Source organism: Micrococcus sp. TCR-5, from assembly GCF_052220525.1.
Classification (GTDB): domain Bacteria; phylum Actinomycetota; class Actinomycetes; order Actinomycetales; family Micrococcaceae; genus Micrococcus; species Micrococcus luteus.
Window position 1 is genome coordinate 278,222 of sequence record NZ_JBQPDO010000001.1, and the last position, 23,724, is coordinate 301,945.

The 23,724-nt window shown below is 74.2% G+C and carries 24 protein-coding genes and 1 tRNA gene; 15 read left to right on the plus strand and 10 right to left on the minus strand.

Going from position 1 to position 23,724, the window contains the following annotated elements; translation table 11 throughout:
• Nucleotides 1-127 precede the first annotated feature (127 nt).
• From ACTSKS_RS01290 to ACTSKS_RS01310, 5 genes are all read left to right on the plus strand, one after another.
• The gene (locus tag ACTSKS_RS01290) at nucleotides 128-547 is read left to right on the plus strand and encodes a YraN family protein (RefSeq protein ID WP_041103128.1); all 420 of its coding nucleotides are present in this window, start codon (nucleotides 128-130) and stop codon (nucleotides 545-547) included.
• Nucleotides 544-2,148 (plus strand): YifB family Mg chelatase-like AAA ATPase, encoded by a 1,605-nt coding sequence (locus tag ACTSKS_RS01295; protein ID WP_041103126.1) that lies wholly within the window; start codon nucleotides 544-546, stop codon nucleotides 2,146-2,148. The genes ACTSKS_RS01290 and ACTSKS_RS01295 overlap by 4 nt, the downstream gene beginning before the upstream one ends.
• Nucleotides 2,145-3,419, plus strand: a complete 1,275-nt coding sequence (locus ACTSKS_RS01300) for a DNA-processing protein DprA (RefSeq protein ID WP_020624515.1) — start codon at nucleotides 2,145-2,147, stop codon at nucleotides 3,417-3,419. The genes ACTSKS_RS01295 and ACTSKS_RS01300 overlap by 4 nt, the downstream gene beginning before the upstream one ends.
• 43 nt (nucleotides 3,420-3,462) lie before the next feature.
• Nucleotides 3,463-4,503, plus strand: coding sequence for a tyrosine recombinase XerC (locus ACTSKS_RS01305; protein ID WP_020624514.1), 1,041 nt, complete (start codon nucleotides 3,463-3,465; stop codon nucleotides 4,501-4,503).
• Nucleotides 4,504-4,673: 170 nt separating this feature from the next.
• The gene (locus ACTSKS_RS01310; RefSeq protein WP_020624513.1) at nucleotides 4,674-5,177 is read left to right on the plus strand and encodes a DUF3145 domain-containing protein; all 504 of its coding nucleotides are present in this window, start codon (nucleotides 4,674-4,676) and stop codon (nucleotides 5,175-5,177) included.
• A gap of 28 nt (nucleotides 5,178-5,205) precedes the next feature.
• On the opposite strand, the gene fabF is transcribed toward ACTSKS_RS01310, so the two are convergent.
• From fabF to aceE, 6 genes are all read right to left on the minus strand, one after another.
• Nucleotides 5,206-6,450: a beta-ketoacyl-ACP synthase II gene (gene fabF, locus ACTSKS_RS01315; protein WP_144825294.1), complete on the minus strand. Its 1,245-nt coding sequence runs from the start codon at nucleotides 6,448-6,450 to the stop codon at nucleotides 5,206-5,208.
• Nucleotides 6,451-6,626: 176 nt separating this feature from the next.
• Nucleotides 6,627-6,872, minus strand: coding sequence for an acyl carrier protein (locus ACTSKS_RS01320; protein ID WP_010078906.1), 246 nt, complete (start codon nucleotides 6,870-6,872; stop codon nucleotides 6,627-6,629).
• A gap of 61 nt (nucleotides 6,873-6,933) precedes the next feature.
• A complete protein-coding gene (locus tag ACTSKS_RS01325) occupies nucleotides 6,934-7,986 on the minus strand; it encodes a beta-ketoacyl-ACP synthase III (protein ID WP_020624511.1) in 1,053 nt (350 codons plus the stop codon).
• 32 nt (nucleotides 7,987-8,018) lie between these two features.
• The gene (locus ACTSKS_RS01330) at nucleotides 8,019-8,942 is read right to left on the minus strand and encodes an ACP S-malonyltransferase (RefSeq protein WP_036312804.1); all 924 of its coding nucleotides are present in this window, start codon (nucleotides 8,940-8,942) and stop codon (nucleotides 8,019-8,021) included.
• Between the two features lie 104 nt (nucleotides 8,943-9,046).
• On the minus strand, nucleotides 9,047-10,249 hold the full coding sequence (locus ACTSKS_RS01335; RefSeq protein WP_036312800.1) for a PucR family transcriptional regulator: 1,203 nt from the start codon (nucleotides 10,247-10,249) through the stop codon (nucleotides 9,047-9,049).
• A gap of 124 nt (nucleotides 10,250-10,373) precedes the next feature.
• Nucleotides 10,374-13,124, minus strand: coding sequence for a pyruvate dehydrogenase (acetyl-transferring), homodimeric type (aceE, locus tag ACTSKS_RS01340; protein ID WP_439884138.1), 2,751 nt, complete (start codon nucleotides 13,122-13,124; stop codon nucleotides 10,374-10,376).
• 254 nt (nucleotides 13,125-13,378) lie between these two features.
• Here aceE and ACTSKS_RS01345 point away from each other — a divergent pair, with 254 nt between their 5' ends.
• From ACTSKS_RS01345 to ACTSKS_RS01365, 5 genes are all read left to right on the plus strand, one after another.
• Nucleotides 13,379-13,810, plus strand: a complete 432-nt coding sequence (locus ACTSKS_RS01345; RefSeq protein WP_135039841.1) for a DUF3052 domain-containing protein — start codon at nucleotides 13,379-13,381, stop codon at nucleotides 13,808-13,810.
• Nucleotides 13,803-14,309, plus strand: a complete 507-nt coding sequence (locus ACTSKS_RS01350; protein WP_135039842.1) for a redoxin domain-containing protein — start codon at nucleotides 13,803-13,805, stop codon at nucleotides 14,307-14,309. The genes ACTSKS_RS01345 and ACTSKS_RS01350 overlap by 8 nt, the downstream gene beginning before the upstream one ends.
• A gap of 15 nt (nucleotides 14,310-14,324) precedes the next feature.
• Nucleotides 14,325-14,398: transfer RNA gene (locus tag ACTSKS_RS01355), tRNA-Val, on the plus strand.
• A 74-nt stretch (nucleotides 14,399-14,472) separates the two neighbouring features.
• On the plus strand, nucleotides 14,473-15,312 hold the full coding sequence (locus tag ACTSKS_RS01360) for an AzlC family ABC transporter permease (RefSeq protein WP_135039843.1): 840 nt from the start codon (nucleotides 14,473-14,475) through the stop codon (nucleotides 15,310-15,312).
• On the plus strand, nucleotides 15,309-15,653 hold the full coding sequence (locus ACTSKS_RS01365; RefSeq protein ID WP_135039844.1) for an AzlD domain-containing protein: 345 nt from the start codon (nucleotides 15,309-15,311) through the stop codon (nucleotides 15,651-15,653). The genes ACTSKS_RS01360 and ACTSKS_RS01365 overlap by 4 nt, the downstream gene beginning before the upstream one ends.
• Here ACTSKS_RS01365 and ACTSKS_RS01370 read toward each other — a convergent pair.
• Nucleotides 15,640-16,224 (minus strand): hypothetical protein, encoded by a 585-nt coding sequence (locus tag ACTSKS_RS01370; RefSeq protein ID WP_135039845.1) that lies wholly within the window; start codon nucleotides 16,222-16,224, stop codon nucleotides 15,640-15,642. The genes ACTSKS_RS01365 and ACTSKS_RS01370 overlap by 14 nt on opposite strands.
• Before the next feature lie 138 nt (nucleotides 16,225-16,362).
• Here ACTSKS_RS01370 and ACTSKS_RS01375 point away from each other — a divergent pair, with 138 nt between their 5' ends.
• From ACTSKS_RS01375 to gndA, 3 genes are all read left to right on the plus strand, one after another.
• Nucleotides 16,363-16,863, plus strand: a complete 501-nt coding sequence (locus ACTSKS_RS01375; protein WP_041103632.1) for a hypothetical protein — start codon at nucleotides 16,363-16,365, stop codon at nucleotides 16,861-16,863.
• A 205-nt stretch (nucleotides 16,864-17,068) separates the two neighbouring features.
• Nucleotides 17,069-17,983 (plus strand): polyphosphate kinase 2, encoded by a 915-nt coding sequence (ppk2, locus tag ACTSKS_RS01380; protein ID WP_010078895.1) that lies wholly within the window; start codon nucleotides 17,069-17,071, stop codon nucleotides 17,981-17,983.
• Nucleotides 17,984-18,064: 81 nt separating this feature from the next.
• Nucleotides 18,065-19,627: an NADP-dependent phosphogluconate dehydrogenase gene (gene gndA, locus ACTSKS_RS01385; protein WP_036381289.1), complete on the plus strand. Its 1,563-nt coding sequence runs from the start codon at nucleotides 18,065-18,067 to the stop codon at nucleotides 19,625-19,627.
• Between the two features lie 19 nt (nucleotides 19,628-19,646).
• Here the strand turns inward: gndA and epsC are convergent, their stop codons facing one another.
• The 3 genes from epsC to msrA all read right to left on the minus strand — a co-directional run bounded on the left by epsC (nucleotide 19,647) and on the right by msrA (nucleotide 21,880).
• The gene (gene epsC, locus ACTSKS_RS01390; protein ID WP_036381293.1) at nucleotides 19,647-20,234 is read right to left on the minus strand and encodes a serine O-acetyltransferase EpsC; all 588 of its coding nucleotides are present in this window, start codon (nucleotides 20,232-20,234) and stop codon (nucleotides 19,647-19,649) included.
• Between the two features lie 43 nt (nucleotides 20,235-20,277).
• On the minus strand, nucleotides 20,278-21,213 hold the full coding sequence (cysK, locus tag ACTSKS_RS01395) for a cysteine synthase A (protein WP_036340182.1): 936 nt from the start codon (nucleotides 21,211-21,213) through the stop codon (nucleotides 20,278-20,280).
• Between the two features lie 85 nt (nucleotides 21,214-21,298).
• The gene (gene msrA, locus ACTSKS_RS01400; RefSeq protein ID WP_036312770.1) at nucleotides 21,299-21,880 is read right to left on the minus strand and encodes a peptide-methionine (S)-S-oxide reductase MsrA; all 582 of its coding nucleotides are present in this window, start codon (nucleotides 21,878-21,880) and stop codon (nucleotides 21,299-21,301) included.
• A gap of 113 nt (nucleotides 21,881-21,993) precedes the next feature.
• Here msrA and ACTSKS_RS01405 point away from each other — a divergent pair, with 113 nt between their 5' ends.
• Nucleotides 21,994-22,920 carry a Nif3-like dinuclear metal center hexameric protein gene (locus tag ACTSKS_RS01405; protein WP_317676647.1) on the plus strand — a complete coding sequence of 309 codons (927 nt, stop codon included), beginning with the start codon at nucleotides 21,994-21,996 and terminating at the stop codon, nucleotides 22,918-22,920.
• Nucleotides 22,917-23,651 (plus strand): zinc ribbon domain-containing protein, encoded by a 735-nt coding sequence (locus ACTSKS_RS01410; protein WP_135039848.1) that lies wholly within the window; start codon nucleotides 22,917-22,919, stop codon nucleotides 23,649-23,651. Before ACTSKS_RS01405 ends, ACTSKS_RS01410 begins: the two co-directional genes overlap by 4 nt.
• Nucleotides 23,652-23,724: the final 73 nt, after the last annotated feature.

The window sequence follows — 23,724 nt, forward strand, 5'->3', positions numbered from 1 at the left end:
CTGATCGGCCCCGAGGGCGGGACGCCGACGTCCACTCCTGCACAGGCGTCCGGCCCCGCACAATCCCCGCCGTCGCCGACCCGGCGACCCTGCTCGGGACCACCCTGGTGCCCAGGAGGTGGTCGGGATGACGGGGACCGCGGAACGGATCGGGGCGCAGCCGCCCGGAGACAGGCGCGCCAGCCGCGCGCACACGGCGCTGGGCCGGTTCGGCGAGGACGCCGCCGCACGCTGGCTCGCCGAGCGCGGCTACGTGATCGCCGACCGCAACTGGCGGGGTGAGGCCGGAGAGCTGGACATCGTGGCCCAGCACGCCGGCTGGTGGGTGGGCGTCGAGGTGAAGACCCGCTCGGGCCTGGCCTTCGGCGACCCGTTCGAGTCGATCGACCGGCGCAAGCTCACCCGGCTGCACCGCCTCACCGCGGCATGGGTGCGGACACACGCCGGAGAGCGCCGGGGAACGCCCTGGCGCGTCGACGCCGTCGCCGTGCTGGTGCCGCGCACGGGCGGGATCCGCTTCGATCTGCTGCAGGACGTGCGGCCGTGAGCGGCATCGGACGCACCCGCTCCATCACGCTGGCGGGTCTGCGCGGGGAGGTCGTGCACGTCGAGGCGGACATCGCCCAGTCCCTGCCCGGGTTCACCCTCCTCGGCCTGCCGGACCAGGCGCTGCAGGAGAGCCGGGACCGCATCCGCTCCGCCGCGCGCAACGCCGGACTGCCCCTGACCCGGCGGCACCTGACCGTGAACCTGCTGCCGGCGGGGGTGCACAAGCGGGGCGCCTGCCACGACCTGGCGATCGTCCTGGCGGCCTACGCCGCGGACGGGCGGGTGCGGAACGTCGAGGGGCCCGTGTTCCTGGCCGAGCTCGGCCTCGACGGCGCCCTGCACCGCTCGCCGGAGACCGTGGCGATGGTGATGGCCGCCGTCGACGCGGGGTGCTCCGAGATCGTCGTCGCCGAGGACGCGGAGGCCGAGGCCCGACTGGTCCCCGGCGCCGAGGTCCGCGGCTTCGCCCATCTGCACGACGTCATCCGCGCCTTCGGCGGGGAACCGGACGGAGAGGCGCCCCGCCGCCCGGCCCGACGGCAGGTGACAGCCCCGGAACCGGAGCCGGCCCGTGCGGTGCCCGACCTCGCCGAGGTCGCCGGGCAGGCCGAGGCCCGGTTCGCCCTCGAGGTCGCAGCCGCCGGCGCCCACCACCTGCTGCTCATGGGCGCCCCGGGGGCGGGCAAGACCATGCTGGCCGAGCGCCTGCCCGGAATCCTGCCGCCCCTGGACCGGCGCACCGCGCTCGAGTGCGCCGCCCTGCGCTCCCTCCGCGGCGGCGCCGCCCGTGTCCGGCGCAGGGGCGGGACGGCCCAGGGGTTCGACGGTGACATCGACCGGACCCCGCCGTTCGAGGCACCCCACCACTCGGCGTCCCGCTCGGCCCTCGTGGGCGGCGGCAGCGGCCTCGCCCGGCCGGGAGCGGCCTCCCTCGCCCACGGCGGCGTGCTGTTCCTGGACGAGGCCCCCGAGTTCGAACGACGCACCCTCGAGGCGCTGCGCCAGCCCCTCGAGTCCGGGGAGGTGCTGCTGCACCGGGCCCTCGGCGCCGTCGTCTACCCGGCCCGGTTCCAGCTCGTGCTGGCCGCCAACCCCTGCCCGTGCGGCAAGGGCGGCGGCACGGGCGTCGAGTGCCGGTGCAGCGTGCCCGAACGCCGCCGCTACGCCCAGCGGCTCTCCGGACCGCTGCTGGACCGTGTCGACCTGCAGGTCACCGTGCGGCCCGTCGACGCGCGGCAGCTCACGGGGGCGCCCGCCTCCGAGACCACCTCGCAGGTGGCCGCCCGGGTCGCCGCGGCCGCCGACCGCCAGGCCCAACGCTGGGCCACCGCCGCAGAGCGCGGGCTCGTCCCGTCCGGGCTGCGCCGCAACGCGCACGTCCCCGCCGCGGTGCTGCGGCACGGCCCGTACGCCGTGCCCCGGGCGGCCCGCCGGCCCGCGGACGACGCCGTCGACCAGGGCCTGCTGAGCGCGCGCGGCCACGCCCGCGTCCTCCGCCTCGCCTGGACCCTGGCGGACCTGCGCGGCGCCGAACGGCCCGCACCCGAGGACACCGACGTGGCACTCACGCTGCGCCACCAGAACGAGGAGGACGCATGACCACCCACGTCACCCCGGCGGCAGACCACGTCCCCGTCGCCGGGCCGCGCCGGCCGGACGCCGCCCGGCTCGCCCGCGCCGCCCTGACCCGGCTGGTCGAGCCCGGGGACGCGCTCGCGGTGCAGACCGTCACGGCGCTGGGGCCGGAGCGGGCGCTCGCCCTGCTCACGGGCCGGGAGACGATCCAGCCCGCCGAACGCGATCTGCTCGCCGATCACGCCGGCACGCCCGACACGCTGCCCCGGCGCTGGGCCGCGGGCCTGGCCCGCTGGGCGCCCCGGGCCGCCCGACTGGAGCCGGAGCGCGACCTCGTGACTCTGCACCGGCTCGGGGGAGGCCTGCTGATCCCCGAGGACGACGCCTGGCCCGCCGCCCTGGCGGACCTGGGCGAGGAGGCGCCTCTGGGCCTGTGGTTCCGCGGCTCCGGAACGCTGCCTCCCGCGGACCGGATGCTCGCCGTCGTCGGCAGCCGGGAGGCGACCGCGTACGGGCGGACGGTGACCGCCCGCTGTGCCGCCCACGCCGTCCAGCAGGGCGCGTGCGTGATCTCCGGCGGCGCGTACGGCATCGACGGCGCCGCCCACCGGGCCGCGCTGCAGGCGCTCGCCGCACCGGGAGACGCGGCGGATCGCGACGGCGTCCCGCCCACGGTGGCGGTGCTGGCCGGCGGCCTCGACCGGTTCTACCCGGCCGGCCACGAGGACCTGCTCCGCGCGGTGATGGCCGCCGGGCTGCTCGTGTCCGAGATGCCGCCCGGGGCGAGCCCCACGCGCTACCGGTTTCTGCAGCGCAACCGAGTCATCGCCGCGCTCGCGGGGGCCGTGCTGGTGGTCGAGGCGCGCTGGCGGTCGGGAGCGCAGAACACGGCGGGCCACGCGTTCGGCCTCGGCCGCGAGGTGGGCGTCGTCCCCGGCCCCGTGACCTCGCCCAGCTCCGCCGGCTGCCACCGTCTGCTGCAGGAGAGCCCCGCCCGTCTCGTCACCACCGAGCAGGAGGCCCTTGCCCTGCTCGGTCAGGGGCCCGCCCGGAGCGGCGGCGCGGGTGGGCCGTCGTCCACCCGGGCAGCTCCCGAGCCTGCCGCGCGGCCCACCGACGGGCTCACGATGGAGGAGGCCCTCGTCCACGAGGCGCTGCCCCTGCGCCAGGCGGTGCCCGTCGACCGGATCACCGTCAGCGCCGGGCTCGCGCTGCCCACCGTCCTGGCCTGTCTGTCCCGGCTGCAGCGGGCGGGCCTGGCCGAACGGGTCGAGGACCGGTGGCGGCGCGCATGACCTCCGGCCGCGTCGCCCGGGGCGCGGATGGCAGAGTGGGGGGATGGCCCCGTCGTCCTCCGTCCGTCCCGCCCCGGCCCCGCGCGCCCCCTCGCCCCGGGACACGGCCTGGCTCGAGGCGTTCGAGGAGCACCTGCGCCACGAGCGGAACCGCAGCCCCCAGACCGTGCGCGCGTACCTCGCCGATCTGCATTCCCTCATCGACTACGTCGCCGGCACAGCCGCCACCGCGGGGACGCCCCCCGTGGACGACGATGCTCCCGCTCGCCACGGGCCCAGCGCACCGGACGTCCTCCCCGAGCTGGACATCGAGGACCTGCGCGGCTGGTTGGCGGACATGAGCGGGTCCGGCCTCGCCCGCGCGACCCTGGCCCGCCGGGTGGCCGCCGTCCGCACCTTCACGGCCTGGCTGCGCCGCGAGGGCCTGCGCTCCGACGACCCCGCCCTGCGGCTGCGCTCGCCCCGGCCCGAGGGGACGCTGCCCCACGTGCTCCAGGAGCAGCAGGCGACCCGGCTCCTCGCGGCCGCCCAGGAGCGTGTGGACGCGGCCGCCGCGGGCGACGACCCCGCCGCCCACGCGCTGGCCCTGCGGGACGCCGCCCTGCTCGAGCTGCTCTACGCCACGGGCGCCCGGGTGGCCGAACTCTCCGCCCTGGACGTGGACGACCTCGAGGCCGGCCGCGGCGTCGTCCGGCTGACCGGCAAGGGAGACCGGCAGCGCACCGTCCCCTACGGCACACCCGCGGGCCGCGCCCTCCAGGCGTGGCAGCGGCTCGGTCGCCCCCGCCTGGCCCGGCCGGACTCCGGCCCCGCCCTCTTCCTCGGCGCACGCGGCGGCCGGCTGGGGGTGCGCCAGGCGCGCACCGTCGTCGACCGGGCGCTCGAGGGCCTGGGGGACACCGCGGCCCGCGGGCCGCACGCGCTGCGCCACACGGCCGCGACCCACCTCCTCGACGGCGGCGCCGACCTGCGCAGCGTGCAGGAGCTGCTGGGCCATGCATCCCTGCGCACCACGCAGGTCTACACGCACGTCTCGATCGATCGCCTCCGCGAGGGCTACCGGCAGGCCCACCCACGCGCCTGACGCCTCCCCGGAGCGCCCCCGGCCCCTCCACTGCGCCACCGCGACACGCGCGGCGGCGCACCGCCTCGTTGCCGGCCCGGCATCCCTGGTGCACAATGGCCCCAGGATCCACCGGAGCCGCGACGTGGTCGTAGGGGAAGACGCACCGCATCGCACCCCCGGAGGCATCCATGACCAGCACCCAAACCCGCGGCGTGGTCCACATCCTCTCCGCCCCCACCGCCCTCTGCCCCCACGTGGAGTGGGCGCTGAGCTCCGTGCTCGGCCCCGCGACCTCGGTGGAGTGGGAGGGTCAGCCGGTCGCGCCCGGCCAGCACCGCGCCGAGGTGCACTGGACGGCGCCCGCCGGCACTGGCGCGCGTCTGGCCTCCGCCCTGCGTGGCTGGCCGCACCTGCGCTTCGAGATCACGGAGGAGCCGTCCGCCGGGGTCGACGGCTCGCGCTGGTCCCACACCCCGGACCTCGGCATCTTCCATGCCACCACGGACGTCTCCGGCAACATCATGGTCTCCGAGGATCGCATCCGGTACGCCTACGAGGCCGGCGCGGGCGACCCCAGCGTGCTGATGCACGAACTCTCCCTCGCGCTCGGCGAGGCCTGGGACGACGAGCTCGAGCCGTTCCGGCTGGCCGCCGCCCACGCCAACGTGCGCTGGCTGCACCGCGCTGTCTGAGCCTTCGCCCGGCCGGCGGCGCTCCGGCTCAGACGCTGCGGAACACGGCCACCGCGTTGTGGCCGCCGAACCCGAACGAGTTCTTCACGGCCACGCGCGGCCCCTCGGGCAGGCGGGCGGGGGAGCCGGTGACCACGTTCAGCGGGATCTCCGGGTCCTGGTGGTCCAGGTTGATGGTCACGGGCGCCTGGCCGTGGTGCACGGCGAGCACGGACAGGATCGACTCGATCGCGCCTGAGGCGCCCAGCAGGTGGCCGGTCTGGGACTTCGTGGCCGAGACCTGCACCTGGTCCAGGTGGTCGCCGAACACGGCCCGCATGGCCAGGTACTCCGGGGCGTCGCCCTTGGGTGTGGACGTCGCGTGGGCGTTCACGTGGCACACGTCCTCGGGGGTGATGTCGGCCGACCTCAGGGCGGCGCGCATCGCACGGGTCGCGCCCAGGCCCTCGGGCTCGGGCGCGGTGATGTGGTGGGAGTCGGAGCTGACGCCCGCGCCGGCCAGCTCGGCGTACACGCGGGCGCCGCGGGTCTTCGCGTGCTCCTCCGACTCGATCACCATGACGCCGGCGCCCTCGCCGAGAACGAAGCCGTCGCGGTCCACGTCGTAGGGGCGGGACGCGGCCTGCGGGTCGTCGTTGCGCTTGGACAGCGCCTGCATCGCGGCGAACGCGGCCATCGGCAGCGGGTGCACGGCGGCCTCGGCGGCGCCGCAGATCACGACGTCGGCCTGGCCGGAGCGGATGAGCAGCAGCGCGGTCTCGAGCGCCTCGGTGCCGGCGGCGCACGCGGACACCACCGTGCGGGCGCCGGCGCGGGCGCCGAACTCGAGGGAGAGCGCGCCGGCGGCGCCGTTGGGCATGAGCATCGGGACGGTCATGGGCAGCACGCGGCGCGGGCCGCGCTCGCGCAGGGTGTCCCAGCCGTCCAGGAGGGTCCACACGCCGCCGATGCCGGTGCCGAAGGCCACGGCGAGCCGGTCGCCGTCGACCTCCGCGCCCTCGAGGCCGGCGTCCTTCCAGGCCTCGCGCGCGGCGACGGTCGCCATCTGGGTGGCCGGGTCCTGGCGCTTCTGCTCCACCTTGGAGAGGACCTCGGAGGTGGGCACGGCCAGCTCGGCCGCGAAGGTGACCGGCAGCTCGTACTTCTCCACCCAGTCGTGCTCCATGGTGCGCGCACCGGAGACGCCCTGCAGGGCGTGGGACCAGAAGGTGGGCACGTCGCCGCCGATGGGCGTGGTGGCGCCGAGGCCGGTGATCACTGCGGTGCGGGTCATGGGTCTGCTGCCTCTGGGTCTCGAGTGGGGATCGGGCGGAGGGGGAGTCGTCGGCACGACGCGCGGCGCTCGCCGGGGTGCCGGAAGTCGAGGGTGGCGGGGCCGGGGGCGCTCACGCGCCCCCGGCGCTCACCGAGGGGACGGGACGGACCGGGCCCGCCGCCGTCGTGGGCCGATCAGGCCTGGGCGCCGTCGATGAAGTCGACGGCGTCCTGGACGGTCTTGAGGTTCTTGACCTCCTCGTCCGGGATCTTCACGCCGAACTTGTCCTCGGCGTTGACCACGATGGTCATCATCGAGATCGAGTCGATGTCCAGATCGTCCGTGAAGGACTTCTCCGGCTGCACCTCGGCGGTGTCGAGGCCGGTCTCCTCGTTCACGATCTCGGCGAGGCCGGCGAGGATCTCTTCCTTGGAAGCCATGGGGCGTCTCCTTCGGTAGGGGTGTGGGGTGTACGTGATCAGTGAATCAGACGGCGCCGCCTCAGGGGAGGCGGACCACCTGGGCGCCGTAGACCAGCCCGGCGCCGAAGCCGATCTGCAGGGCCAGGCCGCCGGTGAGCTCGGGGTTCTCCTCCAGCAGACGGTGCATGGCCAGCGGGATGGACGCGGCCGACGTGTTGCCGGCGTCCGCGATGTCCCGGGCCACGACGACGGACTCCGGCAGCTTCAGCTGCTTGGCGAACTCGTCGATGATCCGCATGTTGGCCTGGTGCGGGATGAACGCGGCGAGGTCTTCGGGCTCCACGCCCGCGGCGTCGAGGGCCTCGCGGGCCACCTTCGCCATCGACCACACGGCCCAGCGGAAGACGGAGGGCCCGTCCTGGCGCAGCGTGGGCCAGAGCATCCCCTCCGCGCCGGTGATCGCCGAGGCGTCGCCCGTGGTGCGGGCGTGCTCCACGGCATCGCGGAGCTCCAGCTGCGAGTGCGTCATGGAGATCGTGGACCAGCGCTCCCCGTCCGAGCCCCACACCGAGGGGGAGATGCCCGGCTCGTCCGAGGCCGACACGATCACGGCGCCCGCGCCGTCGCCCAGGAGGAAGGAGATGGAGCGGTCCGTGGGATCCACGACGTCGGAGAGGCGCTCGACGCCGACCACGAGCACGTGCCGCGCGGTGCCGGAACGCACGAGCGCGTCGGCCTGGGCCACGCCGTAGCAGTAGCCGGCGCACGCGGCGGAGACGTCGTAGGCGGGCGCCGGGGTGGCCCCGATCTCGTGCGCCACGAGGGCCGCGGCCGAGGGGGTGGCGTGCGGGAAGGTGACGGTCGAGACGATCACGGCGTCCAGGTCCGAGCCCTGCAGGCCGGCCCGCTCGAGGGCCTCCCGGGCGGCGCCCACGGCCATGACGGGCACGGTCTCCTCCGCCGTGGCGCGCTGGCGCGTGACGATGCCGGTGCGCTGGCGGATCCACTCGTCCGACGAGTCGATAGGGCCGATGAGGTCCTCGTTGGGGACCAGGTTCGCCGGGCGGTAGGCGCCCACGGCCACGATGCGGCTGGCCGCGGGGCGCTCGTGCTGCTTCAGGGTGACGGTCATGGTGCTTCTCTCTGCCGGGCGGTGCGCGGGGTTCAGGCCGAGTGCTCGGCCAGGAACGCCCGCGCGGCGTCCAGGTCCTCGGGGGTCTTCACGGCGAGCTGCGCGGTGCCCTTGAGACCGCGCTTGGCCAGTCCGGTCAGTGTGCCACCGGGCAGCAGCTCCAGGACGCCCGTGACCTGCCGCGTGGCCATGGTCGCCATGCACAGGTCCCAGCGGACCGGGCGGGTGACCTGGTCCACGATCCGGGCGAGCACGTCCGTGCCGGACTCGACGGCCTCGCCGTCCCGGTTGGACAGCAGGGGCAGGCGCGGGTCCGAGGGGGAGAGGCCGGCGACGTGGGCCGCGAGGTCGTCCACGGCGGGGCGCATGTGCTCCGTGTGGAACGCGCCGGCCACCTTGAGCGGGATCACGCGAGCGCGGGCGGGGGCGGACTCGGCGAGCGCGCCGAGGGCCTCCGCGGTGCCGGCGGCGACGATCTGGCCGGCGCCGTTGACATTGGCGGGCGCCAGGCCCGCCGCGTCGATGGCCGCGAGGACCTCGTCCTGGTCCCCGCCCACGACGGCGGCCATGCCCGTGGGCGTGGCCGCGGCGGCCCGGGCCATGCCGGTGGCGCGCACGCGCACCAGGGAGAGGGCCTCGGCGGGGGACAGCACGCCGGTGACGGCGGCCGCGGTGACCTCGCCCACGGAGTGGCCGGCCACGACGGTCGACTTCGGTGCGGCGGCGTCCGCCTCGAGGGCCGCGGCGGCCACCAGGCCGGCCGCCACGATCAGCGGCTGGGCGACGGCGGTGTCCTTGATGGTCTCCTCGTCCGACTCGGTGCCGTGGCGGATCAGGTCCACGCCCGCGGCGTCGGAGAGGGACGCGAGCAGGTCGCGGGTCCCGTCCAGCTCGAGCCAGGGGGCGAGGAAGCCGGGCGTCTGGGACCCCTGTCCGGGGCACACGATGGCAAGCATTCCTCCATCGTGTCAGGATCGGCCGCCATCCCGGACAGATCGCGCCACGAAGCACGGCGAGTCGGTTTGGAGGGTTTCTACAAGTGGGGGGGCGCCGCCCCGGCTCAGTCCGAGCCTGTCCCGGTCGTCGGCCGCGCCCCCGCGAGCCGGCCCAGGGTGATCGCGGTCTGCAGGACGTACGCGTCGCGGGGGACCAGCGGGTCCCAGCCGGTCACCTCGGCCACCCGCTTGAGGCGGTACCGCACCGTGTTCGCGTGGACGAACAGCTCGCGGGCCGTGCCCTCGAGCGAGTGGCCCAGCGCGCCGTACGCGTCCACGGTCTCCAGCAGGGAGGTGCCGGCGTCGGCCAGGGGCGTGAACACCCCGTCCACGAGGGCTTCCCGGGCCGTGGGGTCGCCCAGCAGCGCCCGCTCGGGCAGCAGGTCCTCCGCCGGGGTGGGCCGGCTCGCCCGGGGGTGGGCGGCCGCCGCGCTGAGCCCGGCGAGGGTGTGCCGCGCCGAGACGTGCACCGAGACCAGCGAGTCCACGACGGGTCCCACGATCACCGGTCCCGGCGCGAACCAGGGCGCGAGCGCCTCGCCCACCGCCCGCGCGTCCCGCACCGAGCCGACCACGAGGACGAGCCGTTCGGACTGCACGCCCACGAGCAGGTCGCAGTCGAGCCTCGCCGCGGCCCGCCGCAGGTCCGGGATGAACGCGGGCTTGTCCTGCCCCGGGGCGAGACCGGCCATGACCATCACGTCGTGGTCCCCACGCCAGCCCAGCGCCGTGGCCCGATGCCGGATCTCGTCCGGGTCCTGCCCGCGCAGCACCGCGTCCAGCAGGACCGACTCGAGCCGCGAGTCCATCGCGCCGCGCATCTCCGCGGCCCGGGCGTACACGTCTGCGAGCGCGAACGCGACCTCGCGCGAGTAGTGGAGGATGTGTTCGCGGACGGGCGCCTGGTCGCGCTCGGCCAGCAGCTCCGGCACCCGCGTCTCGACGACGTCCACCATCGTCCGGATGAGCTGGAGGGCCCGCTGCAGCGAGATCGCCCGGGTGAGATCGGTGGGCGCGGGCCCGAAGACGTCCTGCAGGACGTGGCCCGTGGAGGTGGGCCGCTCGAACCACGTGAGGAAGCCCTGCAGGGCGCGCTGGGCCACGAGCCCGAGGGCGCTGCGCTCGTCCGGGGTGAGTCGGCGGTACCAGGGCAGGGTGGCGTCCAGCCGCTGCAGCACCGCCGTGTTCAGTGCCCCCAGGTGGCTCCGGAGGCGGGCCAGCCCGTCGGTGCTCACGGGGCGAGGGGCGGCGGGGCGGGGCTCGGGCATGCGCTTCATCCTAGGCGCGTGTTGTGGGGTTCCTACAGCGACGACGCCGGCCGCCCGCCTCCGTGGCGGAGGCGGGCGGCCGGCGTCGGGTCGGGAGGACGTCGGCCTCCCCGCGGCGTGCGGGTCAGGCGTCGCCGCCTGCGATGCCGGTGGTGCCGGCGTTGACGTCGTCCAGGCGGTACTTCTCGTGCGCCTTCGCGGCCGTGCCCCGCTCGACCTCGCCCTCCTCCTCGAGGAGCTGCAGCGCGCGGACCACCATCGAGTGGGTGTCGATGAGGAAGTACCGACGGGCGGCGGCGCGGGTGTCCGCGAAGCCGAACTCGTCGGCGCCGAGCGCCGAGAAGCGGTTCGGCACGAACGGGCGGATCTGGTTCGTCCACGAGGTGGAGTAGTCCGAGGTGGCCACGATCGGGCCCTCGGCCCCCTGCAGCGCCTGCGTCACGTAGGGCACGCGCGGGGTGGCGGACGGGTCCTTCAGGGCGTCCTTCTCCGCCGCGACGGCGTCGCGGTACAGCTCGTTGTAGGAGGTCACCGACCACACGGAGGCGTTCACGCCCCACTCCTCGGAGAGGATCCGCTGGGCGTCGAGCGCCCACGGCACGGAGACGCCGGAGCCCAGGAGCTGGACCTTCGGGCCGTCGCCCTGGCCCTCGGAGAGGCGGTAGATGCCCTTGAGCAGGCCCTCCACGTCGAGGCCCTCGGGCTCCTCGATGTGGGTGATCGGCTCGTTGTACACCGTGAGGTAGTAGATGACGTTGCGGACGTCGTCCCCGCGGTCGTGGTCGCCGTACATGTCCTCCAGGCCCTGGCGCACGATGTGGGCGATCTCGTACGAGTACGCCGGGTCGTAGTGCTTCACGGCCGGGTTCGTGGACGCCAGGACGGGGGAGTGACCGTCCATGTGCTGGGTGCCCTCGCCGGCGAGGGTGGTGCGCCCGGCGGTGGCGCCGATCATGAAGCCGCGCGCGAGCTGGTCGCCTGCGGCCCAGATGTTGTCCGCGGTCCGCTGGAAGCCGAACATCGAGTAGAAGATGTACACCGGGATCATCGGCTCGCCGTGCGTGGAGTACGCCGTGCCGATCGCGTTGAACGCCGCGGTGGCGCCGTCCTCGTTGATGCCGACGTGGTAGATCTTCCCCTGCGGGGACTCCTTGTAGGACAGGAACAGGTCCCGGTCCACGGACAGGTAGTTCTGCCCCTTGGGGTTGTAGATCTTCGCGGTCGGGAAGAACGAGTCCATGCCGAAGGTGCGGGCCTCGTCCGGGATGATCGGCACGAAGCGCGGTCCCATGTTCTTGTCCCGCATCAGGTCCTTGAGCAGGCGCACGAACGCCATGGTCGTGGCGGCCTGCTGCTTGCCCGATCCCTTGCGGGCCTGCTTGTACGCGGACTCCGGGGGCAGCGGGATCGCGTGGTAGTCGCTGCGCCGCTCCGGCACGAAGCCGCCCAGCTCCTTGCGCCGCTCCATCATGTACCTGATCTCCGGGGCGTCGGCACCCGGGTGGTAGTACGGGATGTTGTACGGGTCCTTCTCGATCTGCTCGTCCGAGATCGGGATGCGGTGGCGGTCCCGGAACACCTTGAGGTCGTCCACCGTCAGCTTCTTCATCTGGTGCGTGGCGTTGCGGCCCTCGAAGGACTTGCCCAGGCCGTAGCCCTTGATGGTGTGGGCCAGGATGACGGTGGGCTGGCCCTTGTGCTCCATGGCGGCCTTGTAGGCGGCGTAGACCTTCTTGTAGTCGTGGCCGCCGCGCTTGAGGCCCCAGATCTCGTCGTCGGTCATGTCCGCCACCATCTCCTTGGTGACGGAGGACCGGCCGAAGAAGTGGTCGCGCACGAAGCCGCCGGACTCGGCCTTGTAGGTCTGGTAGTCGCCGTCGAGCGTCTCGTTCATGATGCGCACGAGCTCGCCCTCGTCGTCGACCTCGAGCAGCGGATCCCACTCGCGGCCCCACAGGACCTTGATGACGTTCCAGCCGGCGCCCCGGAAGTAGGACTCCAGCTCCTGGACAATCTTGCCGTTGCCGCGCACCGGCCCGTCGAGACGCTGCAGGTTGCAGTTGATCACGAAGGTGAGGTTGTCGAGCTTGTCGTTGGCCGCGACGTGCAGCTGACCGCGCGACTCGGGCTCGTCCATCTCGCCGTCGCCGAGGAAGGCCCACACGTGCTGGTCGGAGGTGTCCTTGATGCCGTTGTTGTGCAGGTACCGGTTGGTCTGCGCCTGGAAGATGGCGTTCATCGGCCCCAGGCCCATGGACACGGTGGGGTACTGCCAGAAGTGCGGCATCATCCGCGGGTGCGGGTAGGAGGGCAGGGCGTGGCCCTGGCGGGACTTCTCCTGGCGGAAGCCGTCGAGGTCCTGCTCGGTCAGGCGGCCCTCGAGAAACGCGCGGGCGTAGTTGCCCGGCGAGGAGTGGCCCTGGAAGAAGATGTGGTCGCCGCCGCCCGGGTGGTCCTGACCGCGGAAGAAGTGGTTCAGGCCCACCTCGTAGAGGGTCGCCTGGCCTGCGTAGGAGGAGATGTGACCGCCGACGCCGACGCCGTCGCGCTGGGCGCGCTGCACGAGGGCCATGGCGTTCCACCGCAGGTAGTTGCGGTAGCGGCGCTCGAGCTCCTCGTCGCCCGGGTACTCCGGCTCCTGGTCCGCCGGGATCGTGTTCACGTAGTCCGTGGTGGTCACGTAGGGCAGGGCGACGGACTGGGCGCTCGCGCGCTGCATGAGGGAGCGCATGATGTACTGCGCCCGCTCCGTGCCGCGCTCCTCGATGAGTCCGTCGAGGGACTCGATCCACTCCGACGTCTCCTGGGGATCCTTGTCCGGGAGCTGGTCGGTCAGACCGCTGCGGATCTGCGAGCTCTCTTCGGCTGCGCTCACGGTGCCTCCTGGTTCTCGTGCGGAGGGGTGCTCCGCGGTGGGCTGCGGGCAGACGATCCGGTCCGGGCCCGCGACGCCGAGCCGGGCGCGTCGCCCGGAGAGTGCGTCTGTTCCTCCCCAGAGTAGACCGCAGCCGCCGCGTCCGCCCGGCCGGAGGCCCCGGAACGGCGGCGTCCACGGCGTATGGTGGTCATCATCACCCGCTCGACGGCGCGGGCCGCAGTGCCCGCCACCATCAAGGAGGACCGGACACTATGCAGGCTGGGTCGACGCCGACCTCGACGGACAGCGCCCTGCTGGCGGAGCTCGCCCTCTCGAGGGGCGACCTGGTGCAGGAGTGGGGGTACGACGACGACGTCGACTTCACCTTCCGTGACGCGCTCGAGGACGCCCTGGGCGAGGAGCTGCTGACCGAGGACGATCAGGAGCCGGCGGACGCCGTCCTCTTCTGGTGGCGCGCGGACGACGGCGACGTCATGGATCTCACGGATGCCCTCGTGGACGCCCAGCGGTCCCTCGATGCCGGCCCCGTCTGGATCATGACCCCCCGCACGGGGCGCCCCGGCCACGTCAGCCCGGCGGACGTCGCCGAGGCCGCCTCCACCGCGGGCCTGCACGCCACCACCGGGGCCGGCGCCTCCGAGGACTGGGCCGCTCAGAAGCTCGTCCAGAAGCGCGGTGGCTGAGCCCCCGTCCGGCGGGACGCGGGGCGCCGACGTCGTCCCCGCGCTGCGCGACGACCACGGCCAGAGGTGGCCGTGGCCGCCGACGCGCGGGCCCGAGGACGCGGCCGCGCCGCGGGGCACGTGGCTCGTCTTCCTGCCCGGGGCGTTCACGCCGGTGTGCACGGACGAGCTCGGCTGGCTCGGGGCGCTCGCCGGGGACGTGGCGGTCGACGAGGTGGCTGTCCGCGTGGTCTCCTGTGACGCCGCCCCCGTGCTGCGCCGCGTCCGCGAGGAGCTGGCACTGCCGGAGCCGCTCACCCTGCTCTCCGATTTCTGGCCCCACGGCGCGGCCTGCCGTGCCCTCGACGTCTTCGACGCGGAGACCGGGCGGCCCCGCCGCGTCTCCGTGCTGCTCGGCGCGGACGGGGTCGAGGCCGCGCGCGTGGTCGCCGCCCCGGGGCAGGCACGCACCCGGGGCGAGCACGAGGCGGCGACGCGCGACCTGCTCGATCACCGGTAGCCTGGACGGACACCGGCACCTGTAGCTCAGTCGGTCAGAGCATCTCGTTTACACCGAGAGGGTCGGGGGTTCGAGTCCCTCCGGGTGCACCGATCGCGGGGCCGTGACATGGCGTGACGCCCTGACCTGTCATGTCGCCGGCCCGCCGGGCGCGTGTGAGACCATGCTCACCATCATGGGCTCCTCGTCAGCGTCCTCGCGCGCCTCCGCTCCGCCCTCGCGGTGGGCCGAGGTGCGCTCCGGCGTCGCCGTGACGCTGGGCGCCGGCCTCGGCCTGTTCCCCCTGGGCGTGGCCTTCGGGATGCTCGTGGTCCAGGCCGGGCTGCCCGCGTGGGTCGCACCCCTGTTCTCCGTGGTCGTGTTCGCCGGGTCCGTCGAGCTGCTGCTCGTCTCGCTGGTGGTGGCGGGCACGCCGCTGCTCACGATCGCCGTGACGGTGTTCCTCGTGAACTTCCGCCACGTGTTCTATGCGTTCAGCTTCCCGCTGCGCGTGGTCCGGGGGCGCCTCGCGCGGATCTACTCGATGGGCGCCCTGATCGACGAGGCCTACGCCATCGCCGCGGCCCAGCCCCGCGGCTGGACCGGCCCCCGACTGGTGGCCATGCAGATCGCGCTGCATGCGTACTGGGTGCTCGGGGGCCTCGCCGGGGTGGCCGTCGCGTGGCTGCTGCCCGCGCCGGTCGAGGGCCTCGAGTTCGCGCTCGTCGCCCTCTTCATCGTGCTCGCCATGGACGCCGCCCGCACGCGGGCCCAGCTGCCCCTCGTGCTGGCGGCCGCGGTCGCCGTCGGGGTGGCCCTGCTGCTGGCACCGGCACAGGTGCTCGTCGTCGCCTTCGCCCTCTACGCCGCGGTGCTGATCGCGTTCCACGTGCTCGCCGCGCGCGGCGTCGCGCTGCCGCTGCCGGAACCCGCCCCCGTCACCGGGCAGGTGCCCGTCGTCGCCGCGGCGGGGGAGCGGCCCGTCACGGACGCCGAGCCCGGCGCCGAGGATGACCCCCGATGACCGGCGCCGCGTACCTGGTGGCCGCGGCCGTCGTCGCGGGCCTCGTGACCTTCTGCCTGCGCGCGTTGCCGTTCGCCCTGCTGCAGCCGCTGCGGGAGTCCGTGCTCGCCGCGCGGCTGGCGGTGTGGATGCCCGCCGGCGTGCTGACCGTCCTGGCCCTGGTGATGCTGCTCGACGCCGCGGCCCTGGCCCCCGGAGAGCCCGTGGACGGGACCCGGGTGGCCCACGCGCTGATCGCGGCGGCGGTGACAGTCGTCGTGCATCTGCTGGCCGGGCGGCGGACCCTGGTCTCGATCGCCGCCGGCACGCTGGCCTACGTGCTGTTGGTCAACCTGGCCTGACCGGCGGCGGGGCGGGCTCGCCCAGGCGTTCGGCCCACGCGCGGGCCGCCGCGGCGAGGCGCCGGCCGTAGGCGGTGACCCCGTCGGACAGCGTCCCGGCGTTGTAGAGCGTCCCCGCCCGGGCGATCCCCTCCGCGGAGAGGTCGCCGCGCAGGTGCCCGCGCAGGATCTCCAACCCGAAGGCCAGGTTGTCCTCCGGCTCCCACAGGCGGAGGCCGCGCTCCGCCGCCTGCGCGAAGTACGGCGGCCACGTGATCTGCGCGGGCCCCACCCCGTTCGACGTCTCCCCCTGCGCCACCCGGGCCACGAGCTCCTCGTAGCGCTCCCGGGTCACGGGGACGTCCGTCCCGCGCGGGGCGCTGTGCACGCCGCCGGCGTCGTGCCCGAAGACGTTCCGGCCACCGGACTCGAGCTCGGCCAGGGCCGCCGCCACCGGGAGGGGCACGTCCGCCCGGCGTGCGGCGGCCACGATCGCCGCGGCGTTGTCGAGGTGCCGGCCGAGCGTCGCCGGCGGGTCGGACGAGCGGTCGCGGGCGGAGCGGCGGGTGAGGAGGTCGCGGAGCAGGCCCATCGGCCCACCCTCCCGCATCCCGGGTTGAGTTGTCGCGGGTGACGGGCCCACGCACCCGCGACAACTCAACCCGGGATGCGGGGCAGGGGCCGGGCGGCGGCGCGTCGTCGGCGTCCGGGGCGCACTAGGGTGGAGCGCATGTCCGCGACCCCCCTCGGCTTCTGGAAGCTGCCCGCCCGTCCCGACGGCGCCGCCCGTCACCTCGCCGTCATCACCGGGGGCGAGGCGCAGCAGACCATGCTCTTCCTCCAGGACGGGCAATGGTCCATCCTCGCCCTCTTCCAGGACGAGCTGGCCGGCAAGGCCGCCGCCCGCACCCTGGACGCGCTCCTGCAGTCCGTCACCTGTCTGCGCATGGGCGGCCGTGACGTCCTCGACGGCGCCGACACCCCGCGGCCCGGTGTCGAGTGGGCCGGCTACGACCGCGAGTTCGAGGAGGCCGACGTGGCCGAGCAGCGCGACGTCGAGCCGCGCGGCCGGATCTGGATCCTCCCCGCCACGGACGGCGCCTCCGTCGGCCTCAAGCTTCCCGGGCACCGCCGGTACGACGACGCCGTCGCCCAGTTCGCCGACGTCGACGCGGCGCGTGCCGCCGTCGCGGCGATCGACGAGCTCCTGGGCGTCGGCCCGCGCGGCTGAGCAGGCCGACTCTCGTCGGCCCGGGGCCGCGACCGTTCGCCTCCCAGGGTTCACCTGCTGTTCACGCGGCTGCGCTGCCGGGCCCGGCTTCCTCGTCCGCCGCCCGCCCATAATGGTGGACAGAGCACAGGCCGCGGCCCGCCGCCGTCGTACCGAGGAGGGGGACGGACGGGCACGGTGACGCACCCAGTGAAGGAGACGGTCCATGGAGCTGCTGCAGCCCGACGCCCCCCGCGAGAACCTCCGCGAGTTCATCGACAAGCTGCGCGACGGCGGCTACACCGTCTCGGACGGCCACACCAACGATCCCGACCTGATCGATCCGCAGGGCCGTGCCGTGGAGACGTGGAGGGAGGACTACCCGTACGAGACGCGCATGACGCGCGAGGAGTACGAGCTGGAGAAGTACCGCCTGCAGATCGAACTGCTCAAGCTGCAGTACTGGGGCGAGGACACCGGCCAGCGCCACATCATCGTCTTCGAGGGCCGCGACGCCGCCGGCAAGGGCGGCACCATCAAGCGCTTCACCGAGCACCTGAACCCCCGCACCGCCCGCGTCGTGGCCCTCAACAAGCCCTCGGACCGCGAGCTCGGCCAGTGGTACTTCCAGCGCTACATCCAGCACTTCCCCACGGCGGGCGAGATCGTGCTGTTCGACCGATCGTGGTACAACCGCGCCGGCGTCGAGCGCGTGATGGGCTTCGCCACGGACGAGCAGTACCGCCGCTTCATGAACCAGGTGCCGCTGTTCGAGAAGATGCTCGTGGACGACGGCATCCACCTCACCAAGTTCTGGTTCTCCGTGACACAGACCGAGCAGCGCACGCGCTTCGCGATCCGCCAGATCGACCCGGTCCGCCAGTGGAAGCTCTCGCCCATGGACCTCGAGTCCCTGGACCGTTGGGAGGCGTACACGGAGGCCAAGGAGGCCATGTTCCTCCACACGGACACGGACCACGCCCCGTGGATCTCCATCCGCTCCAACGACAAGAAGCGGGCCCGCCTCAACGCGATGCGCTACTTCCTGTCCCAGTTCGAGTACGAGGGCAAGGACCACGAGGTCGTCGGCACCCCGGACCCGCTGATCGTGCGCCGCGGCCGCGACGCCGTGGGGGACTGACCGCGGTCGACGTAGGCTGGGGGGCGGGTCCGTGTCCGGCACGGCCCGTCCCACCGTCCGAGCCACAGGAGGCCACCCGCGATGACCGAGCAGACCACCACCGTCCCCGTCGGCGCCGCCGACATCGGCGTCACGGGCCTGGCGGTGATGGGCGCGAACCTCGCCCGCAACTTCGCCCGCCACGGCTACACGGTGGCCCTGCACAACCGCAGCCGGGCCCGCACGGACCAGCTCGTGGCCGAGCACGGTGACGAGGGCGCGTTCGTGGCGACGGAGACGCTCGCCGAGCTCGTGCAGTCCCTCGCCGTGCCGCGCCGGGTGCTCATCATGGTCAAGGCGGGCGCCCCCGTGGACGCCGTCATCGACCAGCTCGTCCCCCTGCTGGACGAGGGCGACATCGTCATCGACGCCGGCAACTCCCATTACGAGGACACCCGCCGCCGCGAGGCGGCCCTCGCCGAGAAGGGCCTGCACTTCGTGGGCGTCGGTGTCTCCGGCGGCGAGGAGGGTGCCCTGCACGGTCCGGCGATCATGCCCGGCGGTCCGGAGAAGTCCTACGAGGCCCTCGGCCCGATGCTCGAGAAGATCTCCGCGCAGTTCGAGGGGGAGCCGTGCTGCGCCTGGGTCGGCACGGACGGCGCCGGCCACTACGTGAAGATGGTCCACAACGGCATCGAGTACGCGGACATGCAGGTCATCGGCGAGGCCTACGACCTGCTGCGCCGCGTGGGCGGCCTCGAGCCCGCCGAGCAGGCCGAGGTGTTCACGGCGTGGAACCAGACCGACCTGGCCTCCTACCTCATCGAGATCACGGCCGAGGTGCTCGCCCAGGTGGACGCGGCCACGGGTCGCCCCCTCGTGGACGTGATCGTGGACGAGGCCGGGCAGAAGGGCACCGGCCGCTGGACCGCGATCTCGGGTCTCGACGTCGGCTCCCCGGTGGCCGCGATCGCCGAGTCCGTCTTCGCCCGCTCGCTGTCCTCCCAGCGCGCGGTGCGCGAGGCCGCCCGTGAGACCCTCGCGGCCGGCGTCGACGAGGACGCGCAGCGCGCCCCGCAGGACACGGACACGTTCGTGGAGGACGTGCGCCAGGCGCTGTTCGCCTCCAAGCTCGTGGCCTACGCGCAGGGCATGGACATGCTCGCCGCCGCCGCCGAGGAGTACGGCTGGTCGCTGGACCTGGGCACCATCGCCTCGCTGTGGCGGGACGGCTGCATCATCCGCGCCGACCTGCTCGACGTGATCATGCAGGCCTTCGGCGGCCGCGACACCTCCCGCCACCCGGCGCCGGGCACCCGCGCCCCCGGCCAGCCGCTCAACCTGCTCTTCGCCCCCGAGTTCGCCCAGGCGATCGCCGAGGCCCTGCCGGCCTGGCGCCGCGTGGTCGGCACCGCCGTCGCCGCGGGCGTGCCGGTGCCGGTGTTCTCCTCGGCCCTGGCGTACTACGACGGCCTGCGGGCCGACCGCCTGCCGGCCGCCCTCGTGCAGGGCCAGCGCGATTTCTTCGGCGCCCACACCTACCTGCGCGTCGATCGCGAAGGCTCGTTCCACACGCTGTGGTCCGGTGACCGCACCGAGGTGGACGGCGAGGGCGTGCCCGTGGTCATGCCGCAGCCGACCGAGGGCGACCCCACGCAGGACTGACCCGGCGTGGACCCGGCCCTCAGATCCAGAGGGCCGGGTCCACGTACTCCGCGGGGTCCACGAGCGGCTTGCCCTCGGACGGGCCCTTGCGCGGTCGGACGGTGGCCGGCACGCCGGTGGCGATCGCGTCGGCGGGGGTGTCCTTCACGACGACGGCGTTGGCGCCCACCGCCGTTCCCTCCCCGAGCTCGACGGGTCCGAGGATCTTGGCGCCGGCCCCCACCACGACGCCGTCGCGCAGCGTGGGGTGCCGCTTCACCTTGGCCAGGGAGCGGCCGCCGAGGGTGACCCCGTGGTACAGCATCACGTCGTCGCCGATCTCTGCGGTCTCGCCGATCACGACGCCCATGCCGTGGTCGATGAAGAACCGGCGACCGATCGAGGCGCCGGGGTGGATCTCGATGCCCGTGGCCGCGCGCGTGACCTGCGAGAGCACGCGGGCGGGCATCTTCAACCGGTCGTGCCGCCACATCCGGTGCGCGACGCGGTGCGCCCACACGGCGTGCAGACCCGAGTAGACGAGGGCCACCTCGAGGTCACCGCGCGCCGCCGGGTCATGGCTGCGGACGGTCGCGATGTCTTCCTTGATGCGGGAGAACAGTCCCACGGGCGGCCCCTTCGGGTCGGTGCGGTCGGTGAGCGGGCGGCGGTCAGCCGCGGATGTCCTCGAAGAGGGCGGTGGAGATGTAGCGCTCGCCGAAGTCACACACGATGGCGACGATCAGCTTGCCCTCGGACTCGGGCTTGGCGGCCTCCTTGAGGGCGGCCGAGATGATCGCGCCGGTGGAGATGCCGCCGAGGATGCCCTCCTCGGTCCCGAGCCGACGGGCGGTCTCGATGGACTCCTCGAAGGCGGCCGGGTAGACCTCGTCGTAGAGGTCGGTGTCCAGGATCTCGGGCACGAAGTTCGCGCCGATGCCCTGGATCTTGTGCGGGCCGGCCTGGCCGCCGGAGAGGATGGGGGAGTCGGCCGGCTCGACGGCGATGAGCTTCACGTCCGGCTTCTGCTCGCGCAGGTACCGGCCCGCGCCCGTGATGGTACCGCCGGTGCCGACGCCGGCGATGAACACGTCCACGGCGCCCTCGGACGCGTCCCAGATCTCCGGGCCGGTGCCCCTGTAGTGGGCCTGGACGTTGGCCTGGTTCGCGAACTGCTGGGCCCAGATGGAGTTCGGGGTGCTGCGGACGATCTCCTGGGCGCGCTCGAGGGCGCCGCGCATGCCGTCTGCCCCGGGGGTCAGCACGATCTCGGCGCCGAACGCCTTGAGCATCACGCGGCGCTCGGTGGACATGGTCTCGGGCATGGTCAGGATCACGCGGTAGCCGCGTGCCGCGCCGACCATGGCCAGGGCGATGCCGGTGTTGCCGGAGGTGCCCTCCACGATGGTGCCGCCGGGGGTCAGCTCGCCGGCCGCCTCCGCGGCGTCGACGATGGCGGTGCCGATGCGGTCCTTCACCGAGTTGGCCGGGTTGTAGAACTCGACCTTCACGGCGACGTCGCCGGGCAGGTCCTTCGCGAGGCGGTTCAGCCGGACCAGGGGCGTGTTGCCGACCGCCTGGGTGATGTCGTCAAGGATGCGGGCCATGGTGATACCTCCGGTGGTGGTGCGCCTCGGGGCGCGGGCGATCTAGTGGGTGTTCCTGCGTCAGGCTATCGAGCCGCGGCGGCGCTCAGGCGTCCACGAGCCACGCGGAGTAGTTCCGGCGCACCTTCGCGAGCTTCGGATCGATGACCACACGGCAGTATCCGTTGGAACGGCGCCGCGCATAGAAGTCCTGGTGGATGTCTTCGGCCGGGTGCCACGCGGACGCCGGCTCGACGCGTGTGACGATGGGGCTGTCATAGTTCGCCTGTGCCCGGGCGATCTCGTCCGCGAAGAACCGGGCCTCGGCCTCGTCGTGGGCGAAGACGGCCGATCGGTACTGGGTGCCGACGTCGGCCCCCTGGCGGTTCAACGACGTGGGGTCGTGGCCGGTGAAGAACAGGTCCATGATCACCTCGGGCGGCACGACGGCGGCGTCGAAGCGCACGCGGACCGCTTCGGCGTGGCCGGTGGTCCCGGTGCACACGGACTCGTAGCTCGGGGCGGGGTCGTCGCCTCCGGTGTAGCCGGACTCGACGGCGAGCACGCCCCGCACGCGACGGTAGACGGCGTCGAGGCACCAGAAGCAGCCGCCGGCGAGCGTCAGCTCGCGGACGTCGGCGGGCGCGTCGGAGGCGCCGAGGGGCTCGGTACGGGGGGAGTCGGTCATGGCAGGCACAGCAACGCGGCCCGCGCTTTTCATTCCCGACGTCGCCGCGCCGTGCCCTCACCCAGGGCCGCCGGGTCGTGCGTGCCCGGGCCGGGTGGGCCATCATGGCCGGTATGACCGTGTCCCGTCCCACCGTCCCCGCCTCGCCGGAGCACGCCCTGGCCCCGCCGACGCTCGGGCAGGTCCTCGAGGTCGTCCAGGGGCTGTGGCCGCGGGAGCTGGCGGAGCCGTGGGACGCCGTCGGGCCGGTGGCCGGGCGCCCGGAGGCCCCGGTGCGGACCGTCCTGTGGGCGTTGGACCCGGTGCAGGCCGTGGCCGACGAGGCCGTCGCCCGCGGGGCCGACCTCGTGGTCACCCACCACCCGCTCCTGCTGCGCGGGACCTCGTCCGTCGCCGCCGTCGGACACGCCGCCGCGAAGGGCCGCCTGCTGCACACCCTGATCGAGCACCGCATCGCCCTGCTGGCCGCGCACACCAACGCCGACGCCGTCGTGGACGGCGTCTCGGACGTGCTGGCCCGTGCCGTCGGCGTCACCGGAGCGCTCTCGCCCCTGACGGCCTCCGCCGCCGGCACCGGGGCCGAAGGCATCGGCCGGGTGGGCGACCTGCCCGAGGAGACCGACCTGGCCGCCTTCGCCCGGGCCGTGCACGCGGCGCTGCCCGCCACGGCCGGCGGCGTGCGCGTGGCGGGCGACCCCGCCCAGCGCATCCGCCGCGTCGCCGTGTGCGGCGGTGCCGGAGACAGCCTCTTCGACGCGGTCCGCGCGTCCGGCGCGGACGTCTACGTGACCGCCGATCTGCGCCACCACCCGGCCTCGGAGGCCCGGGAGACGGCGGCGTCGGGGGAGGGGCGTCCCGCGCTCGTGGACGTCTCGCACTGGGCGAGCGAGTCCCTGTGGCTCGAGCACGGCGCCCGCGCCCTGGAGGCCGCCCTGGCGGAGCGGGGACTGGGCGTCACCACCCTGTTCTCAGATCACCGCAGCGACCCCTGGGACTTCCTGGTCGGGGGAGAGCGGGCCGACGAGGGGAGTCACGCATGAGTGAGGTCACCGCACCGCCGGCCGTCCAGGCCCGGCTGCTGGAGCTGCAGGAGCTCGACACGGCCCTGGACCAGGCCCGCGCCGTCGTCCGTCGGCTCAAGGCGGACCCGGAGCACGCCCGGCTGCGCGCCCGTGCGCAGGAGTTCGAGGAGGCGCTGCCCGGTCTGCAGGACGCCGCCCGCACCGCCGACCGGGCGGGGGCCGAGGCCACCGAGAAGGCCGCCGCCACCCGCGCCCGTCGGGACCGGACCCGGGAGCGGCTCGAAACGGGCCAGGGCGGGCCCAAGGAGCTGCAGGCCATGCAGCACGAGGACGACACGCTCACCGCACTGCTCGACGACCACGAGGCCGCGGCCCTCGAGGCCATGGAGGCCGCCGACGCCGCCGAGTCCCGGCTCTCGAGGGGCCACGCCGCTCTGGAGCGGGCGCAGGCCGAGGTCGAGGCCCGCGCGGCGGAGGTGCGCCGCGAGGGGCAGGCTGTGACCCAGCGTGGCCGGGACCTCATCCAGCGCCGGGCGGCGTTGGCCGCGGAGTTCCCCGCGTCGTTGCTGGCCCTGTACGAGGAGGCGCGGGAGCGCAACGGCGGCATCGGCGCGGCCCGGCTCGTCGGGAACCGGTCCGCGGCCGCGGGCACGGAGCTGTCGCCCGCGGAGGTCGCGCGCATCCGGGCCCTCCCGCCGGCCGCCGTCGCCCGCTGCCCCGAGTCCGGCGCCATCCTCATCCGGGACTGATCCCGGGCCCCGCCCCCGGCGCGATCAGTAGAGTGGGGGGCCGCGTCGGACGGCGCGACCACGGACACGAGGA